The sequence below is a fragment of the Diaphorobacter ruginosibacter genome, from assembly GCF_014395975.1.
GTDB classification, from domain to species: domain Bacteria; phylum Pseudomonadota; class Gammaproteobacteria; order Burkholderiales; family Burkholderiaceae_C; genus Diaphorobacter_A; species Diaphorobacter_A ruginosibacter.
In genome coordinates this window covers 5,020,060-5,038,532 of the sequence record NZ_CP060714.1, presented here as the reverse complement: position 1 = coordinate 5,038,532, position 18,473 = coordinate 5,020,060, and the positions used below count along the sequence as shown (strand labels likewise).

General features: G+C 66.5%; 14 protein-coding genes and 1 pseudogene. 12 read left to right on the top strand and 3 right to left on the bottom strand.

Features of this window, described 5'->3' with window-relative positions; genetic code table 11:
• Positions 1–4: 4 nt before the first annotated feature.
• A pseudogene (locus tag H9K76_RS23630) lies at positions 5–889 on the top strand (SDR family oxidoreductase); the annotation flags it as partial.
• Positions 890–1,222: 333 nt separating this feature from the next.
• Entirely contained in the window at positions 1,223–1,894 is a 672-nt protein-coding gene (locus H9K76_RS22685; RefSeq protein ID WP_187600802.1) for a histidine phosphatase family protein, read from the top strand.
• Positions 1,895–1,897: 3 nt separating this feature from the next.
• Here H9K76_RS22685 and H9K76_RS22680 read toward each other — a convergent pair whose 3' ends face one another.
• Positions 1,898–2,341, bottom strand: a complete 444-nt coding sequence (locus tag H9K76_RS22680; RefSeq protein WP_187597496.1) for a PaaI family thioesterase — start codon at positions 2,339–2,341, stop codon at positions 1,898–1,900.
• An 81-nt stretch (positions 2,342–2,422) separates the two neighbouring features.
• Positions 2,423–3,298, bottom strand: coding sequence for a creatininase family protein (locus H9K76_RS22675; protein ID WP_187597495.1), 876 nt, complete (start codon positions 3,296–3,298; stop codon positions 2,423–2,425).
• A gap of 149 nt (positions 3,299–3,447) precedes the next feature.
• Between H9K76_RS22675 and H9K76_RS22670 the strand changes: the two genes are divergently transcribed.
• A complete protein-coding gene (locus H9K76_RS22670; protein WP_187597494.1) occupies positions 3,448–4,902 on the top strand; it encodes an MATE family efflux transporter in 1,455 nt (484 codons plus the stop codon).
• On the opposite strand, the gene H9K76_RS22665 is transcribed toward H9K76_RS22670, so the two are convergent.
• Entirely contained in the window at positions 4,889–5,863 is a 975-nt protein-coding gene (locus H9K76_RS22665; protein ID WP_187597493.1) for a Bug family tripartite tricarboxylate transporter substrate binding protein, read from the bottom strand. The genes H9K76_RS22670 and H9K76_RS22665 overlap by 14 nt on opposite strands.
• A gap of 243 nt (positions 5,864–6,106) precedes the next feature.
• Between H9K76_RS22665 and H9K76_RS22660 the strand changes: the two genes are divergently transcribed.
• The 9 genes from H9K76_RS22660 to priA all read left to right on the top strand — a co-directional run bounded on the left by H9K76_RS22660 (position 6,107) and on the right by priA (position 18,472).
• A complete protein-coding gene (locus H9K76_RS22660) occupies positions 6,107–8,341 on the top strand; it encodes a protein-disulfide reductase DsbD family protein (RefSeq protein WP_187597492.1) in 2,235 nt (744 codons plus the stop codon).
• Positions 8,342–8,603: 262 nt separating this feature from the next.
• On the top strand, positions 8,604–9,134 hold the full coding sequence (locus H9K76_RS22655) for a hypothetical protein (RefSeq protein ID WP_187597491.1): 531 nt from the start codon (positions 8,604–8,606) through the stop codon (positions 9,132–9,134).
• Between the two features lie 234 nt (positions 9,135–9,368).
• Entirely contained in the window at positions 9,369–10,643 is a 1,275-nt protein-coding gene (nhaA, locus tag H9K76_RS22650; RefSeq protein ID WP_187597490.1) for a Na+/H+ antiporter NhaA, read from the top strand.
• A 98-nt stretch (positions 10,644–10,741) separates the two neighbouring features.
• Positions 10,742–11,947 (top strand): GGDEF domain-containing protein, encoded by a 1,206-nt coding sequence (locus H9K76_RS22645; protein ID WP_187597489.1) that lies wholly within the window; start codon positions 10,742–10,744, stop codon positions 11,945–11,947.
• A gap of 73 nt (positions 11,948–12,020) precedes the next feature.
• On the top strand, positions 12,021–12,539 hold the full coding sequence (locus H9K76_RS22640; protein WP_187597488.1) for a CoA-binding protein: 519 nt from the start codon (positions 12,021–12,023) through the stop codon (positions 12,537–12,539).
• Between the two features lie 29 nt (positions 12,540–12,568).
• Positions 12,569–13,891, top strand: coding sequence for an O-acetylhomoserine aminocarboxypropyltransferase/cysteine synthase family protein (locus tag H9K76_RS22635; protein WP_187597487.1), 1,323 nt, complete (start codon positions 12,569–12,571; stop codon positions 13,889–13,891).
• A gap of 29 nt (positions 13,892–13,920) precedes the next feature.
• The gene (locus H9K76_RS22630; RefSeq protein WP_187597486.1) at positions 13,921–14,343 is read left to right on the top strand and encodes a hypothetical protein; all 423 of its coding nucleotides are present in this window, start codon (positions 13,921–13,923) and stop codon (positions 14,341–14,343) included.
• A 90-nt stretch (positions 14,344–14,433) separates the two neighbouring features.
• Positions 14,434–15,552, top strand: coding sequence for a uroporphyrinogen decarboxylase (gene hemE, locus H9K76_RS22625; protein ID WP_187597485.1), 1,119 nt, complete (start codon positions 14,434–14,436; stop codon positions 15,550–15,552).
• 739 nt (positions 15,553–16,291) lie between these two features.
• On the top strand, positions 16,292–18,472 hold the full coding sequence (gene priA, locus H9K76_RS22620; RefSeq protein ID WP_187597484.1) for a replication restart helicase PriA: 2,181 nt from the start codon (positions 16,292–16,294) through the stop codon (positions 18,470–18,472).
• Position 18,473 lies beyond the last annotated feature (1 nt).

Genomic DNA, 18,473 nt, shown 5'->3' with positions numbered 1-18,473 from the left:
GGCCATGGATTCGAACAGCATGAAGACGGCGCTTGTCGTGGGTGCCACCGGCGTGGTCGGCCAGGCCTGCCTTGGCCACTTCGCCAGCCTCGCGGACTGGAACGTGATCGGGGTGGCACGCCGCCCGCTGCAGTTGCCGGAGGGCGTGACGTCGCTGCAGCTCGATCTGCAGGATCGCGCCGCGTGCGATGCCGCGCTCGCGGGCCGGAACGACATCACGCATGTCATCTACGCCGCCGTCTACGAGCAACCCGGGGGGCTGGTCGGGGGCTGGCGCGACCGGGATCAGATGCGCATCAACCTCGAGATGCTGCGCAACGTGATCGAGCCGCTGGATCATGCCGGCAGCGCGCTGGCGCATGTGAGCATCATGCAGGGCGGCAAGGCCTATGGCGTGCACATCCACCCGCGCATCGCCGTGCCCGCGCGCGAGCGCTGGCCACGGGATGAGCACGAGAACTTCTACTGGCTGCAGGAAGATTTCCTGCGCGAGGCACAGGCTCGCTCGCAGCGCTGGCACTTCAGCATCTTCCGTCCGCGCATCGTGTTCGGCGACGCCATGGGCAGCAACATGAATCCGATTCCCGCGATCGGCGTGCATGCCTGGCTGCGCCATGAGCGCGGCCTGCCGCTCGCCTATCCCGGCGGGCCGGAACGCGTCAACCAGGCCATCGACGCAGAGCTGATCGCACAGGCCTGCGCCTGGGCTGCCACCTCGCCGAACGCGCGCAATGAAACCTTCAATCTCGACAACGGCGACGTGTTCGTGTGGCAGAACGTCTGGCCTGCCATCGCCGATGCACTGGGCATGGAAGCCGGCGATCCCGAACCGCAGTCGCTTGCGCAGACGCTCCCCAACGAGCAGGCGGCCTGGGAGCAACTGGTCGACAAGTACGGGCTGAAGGCGCCGCGTGATCTCCGGGCATTCATCGGCCAGGGCGCCGCCTATGCCGACTTCCAGATGAACCATGGCAAGCAGGCGCCGCTGCCGCCCGTCATCATGAGTTCGGTGAAGATCCGGCAGGCCGGATTCAACGGCTGCATCGACACCGAAGACATGTTCCGCAAATGGTTCACGCGGCTGCAGGAACGCGGACTGCTGCCCCCGCGCGCATGGCGCGGATCCACCGCCACTGACCCACAGCCCCAGCCCGGCCCGGCCAACGTGCGGGAGTCTCCGCAGAGACAGCCCCGCACGCATCCTGCGAACACAATCCGCGCCATGGGAACGCTATATCTTGTACGCCACGGACAGGCCTCCTTCGGCGCTGAAAACTACGACCAGCTGAGCGCGCGCGGCCATGAACAGGCCGTGCGTCTCGGCGAGTACTGGCGCGAGCGCGGAATGAAGTTCGATGCGGTGATCCGGGGATCGCTGCAGCGCCACGCGCAGACGCTGGAGGGCATCTGCGAGGGTCTGCAGATGCAGTGCGATCCCCTGGTGACGCCCGCGCTCAATGAGTACGAAAGCATGGCGCTGATCGAGGCCATCCAGCCGGGCCCTCATCCGGCGGCCGACACGCCCGAGCGCTACCGCCAGCACTTCCGCTTGCTGTGCGATGCACTGGCGCAGTGGATGGGCGGCACGATCACGCCACGCGGCATGCCGAGCTGGAGCGATTTCGCGGGTGGTGTTCGCGGGGTGCTGGAACTGGTGCGCGAGCGCCACGCCAACCACAACGTGCTGCTGGTGTCGAGCGGCGGACCCATCGCCACGGCCGTCGGCGAAGTGCTCTCCACGCCTGCCGAGGTGATGATTGCGCTGAACATGCGTGTCCGCAACAGCGCGGTGAGCGAATTCAGCATCAGCCCCAAGCGCCTGATGCTGCAGACCTTCAACACGCTGCCGCACCTCGACTCCGAGCAGCACGCCAGCTGGGTGACGCACGCCTGAGGCTCAGCCGGTCTGGCGAGCCCGGTCCACCAGCTTGAAGGTGCCGCTTGCCATGCCAAGCAGCTCGCCCGCGTCGTTCCTGATTTCGCCACGCACGAAGCTCAGGCTCAGCCCGCGCTTCTCGCACACCGCCGTGCAGATCACGTCTGCCGCCGCGGGGGCGATGTAGTGGATCGTGAGGTCCACGGTGATCACGCCGTAGCGCGTGGGATCATGGGCACGCGCGGCAGCTGAAAGGCCCACGTCGAGCAGCGTGGCGAGCGCACCGCCGTGCATGTCGCCGCGGCTGTTGGTGAACTGCTGCCGGTAGGGCATGCGTACACGGCAACGGTCGTTGCCGATGGCCTCGCCCTTCAGGCCGAAGGCCTGCGCCATGGCCATCGGCAGGCCGAAGATCAGGTTGTCGGCCTCGGGGGGATACGCTGGAATGTCGATGGGCATGTTCATGGTGAGTCTTCGTTCGGAAATGCGCGGGCGGGGACGCAGCCGGATGCTCGCGAGCTCGCGCGAAAGCGCCGGCGGTTCGGTTCAGCGCCCGACGGGTGATTCGAGTGCGTGCAACTCCGCCAGCAGGCGTGCGAGCGAAGCCGCCGCGGCCTGCACGACGCGCGCGCCCTGGTCCGCGGTAGCCGATGCCGAGTCGCCCACCGCACCGCTGGGGTTGTAATCCTCGATGGCCCAGCCCATCTTGGCGCTGCGGCCGTTGCCGAGAATGGCGAAGCGTTCGGCACGGTCCTGCGAGGTGGACCGCCAGTTCTGCGCACGCTCCATATGCACCAGATGCGGTGCGAGGTGCAGCATCATCGACGTCTCGACCTGCCCGGCATGGATGCCGAAGCGATGCTCCTGCGCGCTGAACTGGCCGCTCACGTCGTCGGGCAGCGGCAGGCTGAACCAGCTGGCGCTGTAGACCATCAGCCCATGCTGCACGCGCAGCTCGCGTGCGACGATGTCCATCACGCTGACCTGGCCTCCATGCCCGTTGAGCAGCAGCAGCTTGCGCACGCCTGCGCGCGCCACACAGGCACCGAGCTCGGTCCACAGCGCAATGATGGTCGAGGGAGAAAGCGTCAGCGTGCCCGGGTAGCTGATGTGCTCCGTGCTGAAGCCGATGCTCTGCGGCGGCATGAACAGCACCGGCAGCGATGCGTCGATCTGCGGCAGCGCCGCATCGATCACGCCCTGCAGCAGCAAGGCGTCCACGTTCAACGGCAGATGCGGCCCATGCTGCTCGACAGCGGCCACCGGCAGCACGGCAATGGTTTCAGCCGCGAGGCCATGGGTCTGTGCGAGCGCGAAGTCATGCGCGCTGACCTCGGCCCAATGGCGCGAGGGCCAGGCACTGGCCCCAGGGGCGGCCGCGGGTGGTGGCGTTGCCGATGAATGGGAAGCGGAAGCGGTCATGCTGGATTGTCTTGCGGTCCAGCGTGCATTGTGGCAGGAAGCGCCGGCGTCTGCGGCGGCCGTGCCATTCGCTGCATGTATGCGGTACTGCCCGCTTCGCGCCCTTGTCTGGCAGACTGTGCAGGTCCCATGCCCCACACTGCGCGCTCATGCCCGATCCCGTTGCCAGCGACCCCAGCATCACTGCACTCCCCGAACGCTCCACGCGGCGTGCCCCGACGCGCGACCTGACCCGGGGGCCCATCGGCTATACCCTGTTCGTTTTCTCGCTGCCGATTCTTGCCGGCAATGTGCTGCAGTCGCTCAACGGCTCGGTCAACGCGATGTGGATCGGCCGCTTTCTCGGCGAGGCCGCACTCACTGCCACGGCAAACGCCAACAACGTGATGTTCGCGCTGATCGGCTTGATCTTCGGTGTCGGCATGGCCGCGACCATCCTGGTGGCCCAGTCGATGGGAGCGCACGACCTGGCACAGGCCAAGCGCGTGCTGGGCTCGAGCGCCACGTTCTTTGGCGCGGCATCGGTGGTGATTGCGGCAGCGGGCTGGCCGCTCTCGCGCAGGATCATGGTGTGGATGGGTACCCCCGCGGATGCGCTGCCACTGGCCGAGGCCTATCTGCAGGTGATCTTTCTCGCGATTCCCCTGCTCTACCTGTTCGCCTTCGTCTCCGCCGTGCTGCGCGGCGCGGGGGATACCCGCACGCCGTTCTGGTTTCTGCTGCTGGTGGTGATTCTGGACACCGCGCTCAACCCCTTGCTGATCTTCGGCTGGGGCCCGGTGCCGCGCCTGGGCATGACCGGTTCGGCGCTCGCCACCTTCATCGCCAATGCCATCGGCTTCGCCTTGATGCTGGCATGGCTGCGCATGCGCCAGCATCCCCTGTGGATCGGCAGCCACGAACTGGCATTGTTCCGGCCCGATGGCGCCATCATCCGCGCGCTGGTCACCAAGGGCCTGCCGATGGGTGCGCAGATGGTGATGATCTCGCTGGCGATGATCGCCATGATTTCGATGGTGAATGCCTACGGCGTCCACACCGCGTCGGCCTATGGCGCGGCACTGCAGCTGTGGACCTATGTGCAGATGCCCGCGATGGCGATCGGCGCGGCATGTTCATCGATGGCCGCGCAGAACGTCGGTGCGCAGCTCTGGGATCGCGTGGAAGGCACGGCGCGCGCGGGCGTGCTCTGCAATGTCGCGATGACGGGAACCCTGATCGCCCTCATCATCGCGGCCGACCGCTACATGATGGGCTGGTTTCTGCCCGCCGGCAGCGAGGCCATCGAAACCGCGCGTCACCTCAACCACATCGCGATCGGCTCGTTCCTGTTCTTCGGCGTGACCTTCGTCCTCTCGGGCGTGATCCGCTCGACCGGCGCGGTGATCCCGCCGCTGGTGATGCTGGCGATCGCCATGTGGGGCATCCGGGTGCCGGCGGCGCATTTCCTGCAGCCCTACTGGGGGGCGGACGCCATCTGGTGGAGCTTTCCGATCAGCGCGTTCTGCTCGATGCTGATGACGATGGCCTACTACCGCTACGGCAACTGGCGCAAGGCGCACATGCTGGCACGCGCACCGACTCGCGGCGTCAACCCAGCTTGAAGTTGGTCTCCTTGACCACGCGCTTCCAGCGCTCGTTGTCGGCCTGGATGATCCTGCCGAATTCCGCGGGCCCTGCGGCATGCGGCAGGTAGTCGTAGGTCTTGAGCCTGGCCAGCACGTCCGGGCTCTGCGCCGCCTTGCGCAGATGCTGCGACAGCGTCTCGACGATGTCCCGGGGCGTTCCCTTGGGGGCGAGCATGCCGGCCCAGGAGGCGAAATCCATGTCCTCGATGCCTGTCTCCCGGAACATCGGCACCTGCGGGAACGATTCCGCGCGCTTGGGCAGGATCACGCCCAGGGCCTTCACCTTGCCTGCCTTGATCATTTCCACCGAGACGAAGGAGTCGAACGAGAAATCGACTTCGCCCGAGACCACGGCCTGCATCTGCGGGCTGGTCCCCTTGTACTGCGCGTTGATGATGTTCGGCGCGTTGATGACGCGCTTGAACTGTTCGGTGATCAGCGCGATCATGCTGCTGCCCGATGACGCGGTCAGCGGCTTGTCGCTCTTGTGGGCCAGCGCGATCAGCTCCGCCATGCTGTTGGCGGGCAGGTCCTTGCGGGCGATGACGACGAAGCCCACGTCGCAGACCATGCCGATGGGCTCGAAGCTGCCGAGCGCCTCGTAGTTGGCGTTGTAGAGCACCGGGCTCAGGGTCTGTGCCCCGGCGGTGTTGAACAGCAGCGTGTAGCCGTCGGCCGGTGCGCGCGCGACCAGTTCCGTGCCGATGATGCCGTTGGCACCGCCCTTGTTGTCCACGATGAAGGACTGCCCCATGCTCTCGCCCATCTTCTGCAGGATGAGTCGCGCCACCACGTCCGTCGTTCCGCCTGCCGGGAACGGCACGATCACCTTGACGGTCTTGTCCGGATACCTGGATGCCGCTGCCGTCCATTGCGGCAGGCCGATGGCGGCTGCGGCGCCCGCCGCCAGAAATCCACGACGCGAAGTTGCATGCATGTGCCTGTCTCCTTTATCGGATGGTGTGCGCACATGATCACGGCTCACCCGCCAAAGTCCAATTGCAAAAGGCAATGCGTGCATTCGTTTCGCGTATCGTTCATCGCGGCACCGGAGCGTCCCTCTCGGAGGGCGTGTGGATGCTGCACCGCAGCACGTCGCACCCGGTGAAAACCATGAGCCATCCGCCGCTGCCACAATAGCGGGAAACTTTAGCCGCGCCGCAGGCTCTCAAGCAAGGCCATGTCATTCATACGTCCGCAGCGCTGGCTGCCTTCACTTCTTCTTTTCATAGCAGCAAGCACCCTGTTCATGGGGGCTTCTGCGCAGATCCAGCTCAAGAGCGGAGGCGCTTCCGCAGCCATGGGCAGCAGCACGGTCACCACCGACCATGTGCAGGCCGAACTCGTGGCGCAGGCACCCGACGGCATCGGCCCGGGCAAGCCGCTGTGGCTGGGCCTGTCGATCACGCACCAGCCAGAGTGGCATACCTACTGGAAGAATCCGGGCGATTCCGGCCTTCCGACCCAGCTTGAGTGGAAACTGCCCGAAGGCATCGACGCCGGCGAGATCGCCTGGCCGGTGCCGCACAAGATTCCGCTCGGCACGCTTGCCAATTTCGGCTACGAAGGCACGGTGCTGCTGCCGGTTCCCATGACCGTGGCGAGCACGTTCCAGCCCGGCCCGCTGGCCAAGGATGTGACGTTCGAGCTGCACGCGACGTGGCTGGTCTGCCGCAAGGAATGCATCCCCGAGGAAGGCACCTTCGTGCTGCAGGTGCCCGTCCAGGGCACCACCGCGCTGCACTCCACCGCCTTCGATGCCGCCGCCAAGGCCCACCCCGTCAACCTGCCAGCCCAGGCAAGCGCCAAAAGTTCGGTCACGGTCGATGGCAATGCGATCCGCCTGCGCGTCGAGGGCCTTCCCGCAGAGCTCCAGGGCAAGACGCTGTCGGTGTTTCCCGAGACGGAGGCCGTGATCGAGACCGCCGGCGAGATCAGCCAGCAATGGGACGGTGCCGTCTGGACCGCGCGCGTTCCGCTGTCGCCGCACCGCAGTGAAAGCCCCTCGCCGATGCCCTTCGTCCTGGCCAGCGAGGGACGCGGCTGGCGCGCGGAGTTGCCGGTCGAAGGCGGCTGGCCGAAGACGGCCGATGCGGCCAAGGTATCGCCCGCGCTCGAGGCCGCACTCAAGGCGAATGCCCAACTCGGCAATGCGGGGGGCAACACGGGACCTGCCCCATCGTCCATTTCGGCCGCGCCCGCGGGCATTTGGGTCACCGCGCTGCTGGGTGCACTGATCGGCGGCCTGATCCTGAACCTCATGCCCTGCGTCTTCCCGGTGCTGGCGATCAAGGTGGTGGGCTTTGCGCAGCATGCGCAGGACCGCCGTGCGCACCGTGCGAGCGGCCTGGCCTACACGGCCGGGGTGATCCTGTCCTTCCTTGCGCTCGGCGCTCTGATGCTGGGCCTGCGCGCAGCGGGCGAGGCCGTGGGCTGGGGTTTCCAGCTGCAATCGCCTGTCGTCGTGGCCGCGCTCGCCGCGCTGTTCACCGTCATCGCGCTGAACCTGTCGGGTGTGTTCGAATTCGGACGCATGCTGCCCTCGTCGGTCGCCAGCATGCAGGCCCGCAATCCCGTTGCGGACTCGTTTCTCACGGGCATCCTGGCCGTGGCCGTGGCCTCTCCCTGCACCGCTCCGTTCATGGGGGCCTCGCTGGGCCTGACGGCGACGCTGCCGTCCTACCAGGCGCTGTCGATCTTCGCGGCGCTGGGCCTGGGCCTGGCGCTGCCTTATCTTCTCGCGAGCTGGATTCCCGCCGTCGCACGGGCCATGCCGCGTCCCGGCGCGTGGATGGACACGCTGCGCCGCTTCATGGCGTTCCCGATGTTCGCCACGGTGGTCTGGCTCGTCTGGGTGCTTGGGCAGCAGAGCGGCATCAACGGCGCAGCGGCGCTGCTCGCGCTGCTGGTGGCACTGGCGATGGCGATCTGGGCGCTGTTCAGCCTGCAGGGCCGCAGCCGCATGGTGGTCGCGCCCCTCTCCCTGATCGTGCTGGGGTTTCTGGCATGGACCTTCGCTCCGCGCATCACGCAGCTGCAGGCCGAGCCGCAGGCTGCACTGGCATCAAGCGATGGCACGGCCTGGCGTGCATGGGAAAGCGGCCTGCCCGAGCAGCTCGTGGCACAGGGCCGGCCGGTGTTCGTGGACTTCACCGCCGCATGGTGCGTGACCTGCCAGTACAACAAGTCCACGACGCTGGCGGACGCCGCGGTGATGAAGGATTTCGCCGATCGCAACGTGGCCCTGCTGCGCGCCGACTGGACGCGCCGTGACCCACAGATCACCGCCGCATTGCGCGCCCTCGGCCGCAGCGGCGTGCCCGTCTACGTGCTCTATGCCCCTGGCCGCGAGCCCGTGGTGCTGACCGAGTTGCTGAGCAAGGGCGAAGTGCAGTCGGCCCTCGCCGCGCTGTAGCCTGCCGCACCCCGATGGGGCTGCCAGCGCGTTCTGTCGTGAAGAAGGCTGGCTCCATCGGGTTAATACCCGGCCCGCGGGCGGTTGGCCTACATGCGCGCCGGGACGCAAACACCTAAACTGAAGCGGTCCGAAGGACACTGCATCCAATCACTCGGCGCCGCAGCGGCCGCGTCCGCCTTCGGATGTATTGCGCAGATTTCCCAAGCGCACCCTGACACGAGCGGCCACTGCCCGCCCTGTACCGCACAGGAGGTGGGCCATGCATGCTTCTTCAACCCTTCAGCATTCGATACTGCACCCGTCGCAACGCAGCAAGAACCTGCTGCTGGCCGTCGCGCTGGCCAGTCTCGCGATCGCAGGCTTCGTGTTGCCGTTCGTGTGGAATGTGCTGGCCTTCATCGACGCCATGCCCAAGATGGCCTGGCTGCAGCAGCTGCTGCACTCCGTCCCCGTCGCCAGCTGGCTGCTGATGTTCGCCTGGGGTGCGGCGATTCCCCTGATGCTGCTGTTCGCACTGCACCAGTCGCCACGGCATCGCGTTCGCAATGGCATCTTCGTGGCCGTTCTGATGTTCATTGCGATCACCTGGTACGTCCACATGCCCGCCGCCTACCGCTGCGACGCCATGTATCCTCAGGCCGAACTGGCCTGCAGCGCCTTGAAATGGGGCTTCAGCACCAGCCTGGGCCTGGCGACGGCCGCCTATGTCTTCGCGATTTTCGTGGTCGCGTTCTCGTCCGTGGGATTGCTGGCGCAATGCATCGAGGACAAGTCATCGACCCCTCGTTGACTGGGGCTCCTCCACGCTAAACAGGCACATGTGCAGGGGGCATTGGACATGTGCCTTCCTGCTTTTTTCTTAAAATAGCGGCTGGGTGTCCCCGGAGCAATGGAGCTCTGGGACAGGTTTGTTCAGCGCGGGTCGGGCCGCCCGCGCACACGCTGCAATGCGATTGCCGCAGCTGCATGTCTTGCATGCAGCCTGCGCACCGGCACCGCATGCGGCAGACCTACCGAGCCCATCATGTCCCGACTCCATTCCCCTACGGAAGGCGCAGCATGCGCGCGCCAGCCCGCACTCCTCGCCTTTTCCGATCGTCTTCGCGCACTGCTTTCGCGCATCGCACATTCCGACGCTGCCGCGGGCGTGATGCTGCTGCTGGCTGCGGCCGTCGCCCTGGTGTGGGCCAACTCCTCCGCGCAGGACAGCTATCACGCGCTCTGGCATGCCGACATCGGCTTCACGCTGGGGCAGTGGAGCTTTACCCAAAGCGCCCACTTCTGGGTGAACGACGCACTGATGACCGTGTTCTTCCTGATCGTCGGCATGGAGATCCGCCGCGAGCTCCATAGCGGCGCGCTGGCCGAGCCGCGCCAGGCGCTGTTGCCGGTGCTGGCAGCGCTGGGCGGCGTGGCCGTGCCGGCGATGATCTACCTTGCGCTGATCCCGTCGGCCGGGCTGCGCCCGGGCTGGGCCATCCCCACCGCCACCGACATCGCGTTCGCGGTGGGTGTTCTTGCGCTCGTGGGGCGCGGCTTGCCTCCGGCACTGCGGGTGTTTCTGCTCACCCTCGCCATCATCGACGACCTCATCGCAGTGCTGATCATCGCGCTGTTCTATTCGGGCGGGCTGCAGTGGAGCATGCTGCTGGTCGCCGGACTGGGGCTGCTGGGCGTCTACGGACTGCAGGCGCTTGGCGTGCGCCGCGCATGGTTCTACGTGCTGCCCGGTGCCGTGCTCTGGTGGGGCGTCTGGCAGACCGGCGCACATCCCACGCTCGCGGGCGTGGTGCTGGGGCTGCTCACGCCCGTGCACATGCTCGCGGGCCGCGAAAGCGCCGCACCGGTGGAGCGGGTGGCCAGCGCCCTGCACCCCTGGGTGACCTTCGGCATCATGCCGCTGTTCGCGCTGGCCAATGCCGGGGTCACGCTGCAGTCCGGTGGGTTGACGGATGAGGGCAGGTACCTGCTGCCCGCCATCGTCACCGCCCTCGTGCTTGGCAAGCCGCTGGGCGTGATGCTCACCAGCTGGGTCGCCGTGCGGCTGTCCATCTGCTCGCTGCCGCCATCGGTGCGCTGGTCGCACATGCTGCTGGCAGGGATGCTCGCGGGCATTGGCTTCACGATGGCGATCTTCATCGCGACGCTGGCATTTCCCGATCCCGGACTGCTCAATGCATCCAAGCTCGGCGTGCTGATGGCCTCGGGCGGCGCGGCCGTGCTGGCACTGGCGTGGGGTTGGGGCCTGCGATACCTCGACACGCGGGCCGGGATGCAGAGGGAGCAGATCGCGGCCTGACCGGGAGCCCGGGAGGCGCCCTCATGGGGTGAAAGTACATGACGGTGGTCAAGCGCCCGGCAAGACGCTAAACTGGGGTGTTCAACAAATTGTTGCACATGACCGCCCCAGTTACTGACCTTCCGAACACGTTCGGCATGATCGCGATCGCCGCCTGGACCGCCTCGTGGGTGCTCTGGGTGCTGGGTCGCCAGTACGTGCGCCAGGGCATGCCGCTTGCCATCGCCAGCACCGCGCTGCTCGGGCTCTCGTACCTGGGGCTCGCATTGCACGGCACGCTGGAATGGGCGGGACAGCAGGTGTTTTCAAGGGTCATGGCGAGCGCGGCACTCGCCGCCTTCACCATCGCGCTGCAGCGGTTCAGGCAGAGCCGCGAGTGGCAGCGCGACAGCGCCACCGTGCTGATTCCGCTGCTGGGCTCCCTGGCCCTGGCTGCACTGTTCCTGCCGAAGGATCCGAGCGCATTCCACCGCATGCACGCCGTCATCGCCGCGCTGCAGACGGCCTACACGCTCGTGGTGCTTGCCGGAATGCGCTCGAATACGCCGGGCCCTGGATGGGTGCTGGTCACCGTCGCCACCACCGCGCAGCTGCTGGCCCTGCTGCCGCTCATCCTGCTTCACGACCGCCCCTCCGCCGCCTTCGAGCAACATGGGCTGCCCGGAAGCACCCCGGTGTGGTGGGTCGTCGTGGGCCTGCTCCTCTATCTTGCGCTGGCGGGAACCTCCATCGGATTCCTGGTCATGCAGCGCGACCGCGAGGCCGCAAACGCCCCGCAGCGGGCCGAACTCGATCCGCTCACGCAGTTGCCCCGACGCACCGCGTGGCTGCGCACGCTGGGGCGTGCCGCCGATGCGGCGCGCAGCGACAACAAGCCCGTCGCGGTGATGCTGATCGACATTGATCACTTCAGGCGCTTCAACGGAAGGCATGGCCATCTGCTGGGCGACCAGGCGATCCGCTCGCTCGCCGATGTTCTCAAGCAGCAGTCGCGCGGCAGGGACGTGGTGGCCCGCTTCGGTGGCGATGCCTTCATCCTGGTGTTGCCGTCCACCAATTCGGACGAGGCACTGACCATGGCCCAGCGCCTCGTCCGCGCCATCCGCAACCTGCCCATCCTGCCGACCGGCGGCGAACGGCTCGGCGTCACGGTCAGCATCGGCATCCACAGCTGCATTCCCGCCAAGGGCGAGGGCTGCGCCCCGCTGGTCGCGGCAGCGGAAGCCGCACTGCGCAAGGCCAAGAGCACCGGTCGCGACCGCGTAGTGCTCTCCGCCCCGCCGCCCCTCGCAACCGGCGTGTAGGCCGGGCTCGGCACCGCGCCTACGTAGCGCACCCGATAGGCCGCGCCAACGCCCGGCCCTACACTCGTCCTCCATGCCTCTACAAACACCCGATACCGTCAGCACGCTGCGTGACGTTCTCTCGCACTGCCGTACCCTTGCCGTCGTGGGCCTGTCTCCGCAATGGAATCGCCCCAGCCACTTCGCCGCCAAATACATGCAGGCGCATGGCTACCGCATCATTCCCGTGAACCCGCTCGTGGCCCGGGATGGCGGAGACATCCTGGGCGAGAGGGCCTATGCCAGCGTCACGGAGGCTGCCCGGGCGATGAAAGACCAGGGTGTCGCAATCGACATGGTGGACTGCTTCCGCAAGAGCGAGGACATCCCGCCGCTGGCCGAAGAGGCTATCGCCGTCGGCGCGAAATGCCTGTGGCTGCAACTGGGCGTCTTCAACGAGGCTGCGGGCATGAAGGCCGAGGCCGCCGGCCTGCAGGTGATCGAGAACCGCTGCGTGAAGATCGAACATGCACGCCTGTTCGGCGGCCTCGGATGGGTGGGCGTGAACACGCGCGTCATCTCCGCCAAGCGCCTGCGCCAGCTGCCCTATTGATTTTCCTGACCCGTTTTCTCGCCCATCCCATGACAGATTCCACCCGCCCTTCCGGCGACCGCCATTTCGGCTTCGGCACTCGAGCCATCCACGCAGGTGCACAGCCCGACCCCGTGACCGGGGCGCGCGCCACGCCGATCCACCAGACCACCTCCTTCGTCTTCGACGACGCCGAACACGCCTCCAGCCTGTTCAACCTGCAGACCTTCGGCAACGTCTACAGCCGCATCAGCAATCCCACCGTGGCGGTGTTCGAGGAGCGCATCGCCAGCCTGGAGAACGGCCGCGCCGCCATGGCCTGCGCGAGCGGCATGGCCGCCCAGATGGCAGCGCTCCTGGCCATCCTGAAGAATGGCGACCACATCGTGGCCGCCTCCACGCTGTACGGCGGCACCGTGGGCCAGCTCGGCGTCGGCTTCTCGCGCATGGGGATCGAGACCACGTTCGTCGATCCGTCCGATCCGGAGAATTTCGCTCGCGCGATGCGCCCGAACACGCGGGCCGTGTATGGCGAAACCATCGGCAATCCGCTGGTCAACGTGCTCGACATCGCGGCCATCGCCGAGGTCGCGCATGCGCATGGCGTGCCGCTGGTGATCGACAACACCGTGGCCAGCCCGTACCTTTGCAACCCGCTCGCACTGGGTGCGGACATCGTCGTGCACAGCGCCACCAAGTACATCGGCGGCCACGGCACGACCATGGGCGGCGTGATCGTCGAAGGCGGCCGTTTCCCGTGGGACAACGGCCGCTTCCCCGAGATGGTGGAGCCGAGCCGTGCCTATCACGGCGTGAAGTTCTACGAGACCTTCGGAGACTTCGGCTACACGATGAAGGCCCGCATGGAGGTGAACCGCACCTTCGGCGGCGTGCTGTCGCCGATGAATGCATGGCAGTTGCTGCAGGGCGCGGAAACACTGCATCTGCGCATGCGCGAGCATTGCCGCAACGCGCTGGCGATCGCCAGGCATCTCGAGCGGCATCCACTGGTGGCGTGGGTCAACTACCCGGGCCTCGAGAGCTCTCCCTACTTCGATCTTGCGAAAAAGCAGTTCCGCAGCGTGGATGGATTGCCGGGCGCATCGGGCATCCTCACGTTCGGCGTGAAGGGCGGAGCGGCAGCCGGCGAGAAGTTCATCGACGCCTGCGAGTTCCTGAGCCACCTGGCGAACATCGGCGACGCCAAGTCGCTGGTGATCCACCCGGCTTCGACCACGCACCGCCAGCTCACCGAGGATGAGCTGGCCAAGGCCGGCGTCTCGCCCGACATGGTGCGCCTGTCCGTGGGCATCGAGGACCTGGACGATATCCTCTGGGACATCGACCAGGCGCTGGCGCGCTCGCAGCGCTGACCGCCTGCGTTGCCACGGCAGTGCGCGACATGAGCCGCCCTCCCGCCCCGCCAGCGCTGCGCGTGGTCCACTCGATCACGGAACTGGGCGCGCTGGATGCGGGCTGCATCGCGGTCAGCGGTTCGCACGGCGGGCTGTCCGCGGCACGCTACGCGGTGGCGGCACGTCCGCTGCTCAGCGTGTTCAACGATGCCGGCATCGGCAAGGATGATGCGGGCATTGCCGGCCTTGCACTGCTGCAATTGCACCGGCTCGCGGCCTGCACCGTGAGCCACCACAGCGCACGCATCGGCGACGCGCAGAGCACGCTCGACGACGGGGTGATCCAGCACATGAATGCGGAGGCCCGCGCACTCGGCGTCCAGGCGGGCGAGCGCTGCGCGACCGTCGTGCAGCGGCTGCTGGAAGGTGGCGGCGCAATCGCGGGAGCGCCCCGGACCACCCGCCGCTGACTTGACGGACGTCAATAACCGGCCTCACACCGCGGTGCCATGCGGGGAGATTCCGGCCCTCAACCGCCTGCACCCTGCGACAATCGCGGGATGAGCTTCCCAACCCTCTCCAACGACCAGTTTCTGCGTGCCTGCCGTCGCCAGGCCACCGACTACACACCTTTGTGGCTGATGCGCCAGGCTGGCCGCTATCTGCCGGAGTACAAGGCCACGCGCGCCAAGGCGGGCAGCTTCATGGGCCTGGCGACGAATGTGGACTACGCCACCGAGGTCACGCTGCAGCCGCTCGAGCGCTTTCCCCTCGACGCGGCGATCCTGTTCTCGGACATCCTCACCGTGCCGGATGCCATGGGCCTGGGGCTGTCGTTTGCCGAGGGCGAGGGCCCGCGGTTTGCGAAAGTGGTGCGCGACGAAGCGGCCGTGGCGGAACTCGCCGTACCCGACATGGACAAGCTGCGCTATGTATTCGACGCCGTCACCAGCATCCGCCGGGCGCTGGATGGCCGTGTGCCACTGATCGGCTTCTCCGGAAGCCCCTGGACGCTCGCCTGCTACATGGTCGAGGGCAAGGGCAGCGACGACTACCGCCTCGTCAAGTCGCTGATGTATTCGCGTCCCGACCTGATGCACCGCATCCTCGCGGTGAACGCCGACAGCGTGGCCGCGTACCTGAATGCGCAGATCGATGCCGGCGCCCAGGCCGTGATGATCTTCGACAGCTGGGGCGGCGTGCTCGCCGACGGCGCATTCCAGGAATTCAGCCTCGCCTACACCCGGCGCGTGCTCGGACAGCTCAAGCGCACGGGCGTGGACGGCACGGATGTACCGCGCATCGTGTTCACCAAGGGCGGCGGCATCTGGCTCGATGACATGAAACCGCTCGATTGCGAAGTGCTGGGCCTCGACTGGACCGCCAACCTCGGCAAGGCACGCGCCATCGTCGGGGACAGCAAGGCACTACAGGGCAACATCGACCCGAACGTGCTGTTCGCTCCGCCCGCCCAGATCGCCGCGCAGGTGAAATCGGTGCTGGAGAGCTTCGGCACGCCACATCTCGACCCCCACACCACCGGCCCGACGCACATCTTCAACCTCGGCCACGGTATCAGCCAGTTCACGCCGCCCGAGCACGTGGCCGCGCTGGTGGAAGCCGTTCACAGCCAGTCACGCGCCATGCGAGGTGCAACTGCAGCAAAGGTTTCTGCCTGACGCCCCTCCAGGAAGTGGGTGCGTACCAACGCTCTGCTTCCTTACTTATTCACAAATTGCATAGGGCAGAAAATTGCCAACAGTTTGTGACACATGCCCCCTCGCACGCTACGCCCGCATTGCAAAACAACGCGTAAATCTTTGATTTACAATAGTTTTTCAGAACACGTAATTTCCTCTATCGCGGGACATGGGTACCGGTCGCCTTGTCACCGCATTTCGGGGCCTGCTGATATCAACAAAGTTATCCACAGACAATCTGGATGACTTTGTTTTCTCACCAAAAATCAAACACTTACCGCCTGTTCTGCAAGCAGAATCGCGCTTTTTTCGGCGTCACAAATACAAATCTCCACAGTGTTCGGAGATCCGCACCGAACTTGTGCACATGTTGAAGCCAGCGGGAAATGCTCCAGGCCAGAGGCCACTCAATAGCAACATGATATTTTCAATGCAACATAGAGCATTGATTTACTTGACAATTTTCAGAACAACTCTGAATGTCAAGGCATGCTTCAATGGACCGACATTTCCGCACTGCAGCAGTGGCGCCTCAGTAGTTAACAAAGTTATCCACAGAATTGACTTTCCATTGTTGAAAATCAGTACTTACACTTAGAGATACCCAGTTCTAGTGATATCGATGCATGCTTGTCAATTGATTCATCCGAGGCTCCGAACGCCTCGAAAAAGGCGCATCATCTGACCGCGCACACCGGCTCCCCGGTTCCACGGCCCCATGACCCTCGAGACAGCAGTTACCTCCCCCCAGGACACATTTCCGACCGCACGGCACCGGCTGTGGGTGGCCGTGGCCACGCCCGCGCACAGCAATGTGGGCGAGCCGCTCACCTATCTCTGCGACCATGAACTGTCCCCCGGCACGCTGGTGCGCGTGCCTCTCGGACGGCGCGAGGTGCTGGGCGTGGTCTGGGATGCCCCCGAAGAAGGCGAGCCCCCGATGCCTGAGGGCGTGAAGGCCCGCGCGATCACCGGCGTGCTGGAGGGTGTGGCCCCCTTGAGCGCCAGTTGGCGCCGGCTGGCTGCATTCACCGCGCGCTACTACCAGCGCGCACTCGGAGAGGTAGCCCTCGCCGCCCTGCCCCCGCAACTGCGCGATCTCACCCCCGAGCAGATGGCGCGGCGCGTCAAGCGATCCACCAAGGCCGCCGGGGCCGTTGCAGCGGACGCAGCGGCCCTCCCCCACGAACACTCCGTGACGCTATCTGCGGAGCAACTGCACGCGACCGCGCAGATCGCTGGCGAGTCCGGCCCCTTCCTGCTGTATGGATCAACGGGCAGCGGCAAGACCGAGGTGTACCTGCACAGCGTGCAGCAGGCACTGGCAGCCTCCCCCAGCGCACAGGCGCTCGTGATGGTGCCGGAGATCAACCTCACGCCACAGCTCGAGGAGCGCTTTCTCCAGCGCTTCGCACCGATCTATGGCGCTGCGGCCGTGGTCTCCATGCACAGCGGCATGACCCCGGCACAGCGTCTCAAGAGCTGGCTCGCCGCGCACACCGGCGAGGCGCGCATCGTGCTGGGTACGCGCATGGCGGTGTTCGCGAGCATGCCGCACCTCGCGCTCATCGTGGTAGACGAAGAACACGATGCCAGCTACAAGCAGCAGGAAGGCGCCCGCTACTCGGCCCGCGACCTGGCTGTGTGGCGCGCGCGCGAGCAGCATGCCAAGGTGATCCTGGGAAGCGCCACGCCGTCCCTGGAGACCTGGCATGCGAGCCGTCCTCCGACCCCCGAAGACCCGCAGGGCGGGCGCTATCTGCGGCTGAACATGCCGAGCCGCATCGGCTCCGCAGAACTCCCGCGCGTACGGATCGTCGACATGGGCCAGCAGCCCCGTGCCGCGGTGTTTTCACCGCCACTGCTGCAGGCGATCACCGAGCGCGTGGAACGCGGCGAGCAATGCCTGGTGCTGCTCAACCGGCGCGGCTTCGCGCCCGTGCTGCACTGCAAGGAATGTGGCTGGAAGAGCGATTGCCCGCACTGCAGCGCGCACCAGGTGTTCCATAAGATCGACCGCACGCTGCGCTGCCACCATTGCGGCTTCACGCAGCGCGTTCCGCACGCCTGCCCCGCTTGCGGCAATGTGGACATCGCGCCGATTGGTCGCGGCACCGAGCAGCTGGAAGAGCAGCTGGCCGCGCTGCTTCGCAACGTGATCACGCCGGAGCGCCGCGCCGCGCGCGTGGCACGCATCGATGCCGACACCACCAAGGCCAAGGGAGCACTCGAGGAGCAGTTGGCCGCCGTGCACAACGGCGAGATCGACGTGCTGGTCGGCACGCAGATGGTCGCCAAGGGGCACGATTTCCGTCGCATCACGCTGGTGGCCGCCGTGCAACCGGATGGAGCGCTGTTCAGCAGCGACTTCCGCGCCCCTGAACGCCTGTTCGCGCTGCTGATGCAGGCCGCGGGCCGCGCGGGGCGCGATGCGCAATACATCGCGAGCCAGGGCGGGGAGCCGCCCGAGATGTGGATCCAGACCTGGCACCCCGAGCATTCGCTGTACATGGCGCTTCGCCAGCATGACTATCCGCGCTTTGCATCGGAGCAGTTGCAGGAGCGGGCGGACGCCGGCATGCCGCCCTTCGCCCACCAAGCCCTGGTGCGCGCCGATGCGCGTACGCAGGAGGCCGCTCAGGCGTTCCTGAAGGCGGTGAGCAGCGCGGCGCACGAGGCACAGCTGCCGGGCCTTGCGCACGTGTACCTGTTCCCGCCGGTGCCGATGGCGGTGCAGCGCATCGCGAATGTCGAGCGTGCGCAGATGCTGGTGGAGAGCACGCACCGCGGCGCGCTGCAGCATTTCCTCGCGGCCTGGCAGGGCGTGCTGCATGCGGAGCGCGCGCACCACAAGGCGGTGATCCGCTGGTTGGTGGACGTCGATCCGCAGGGAATCTGAC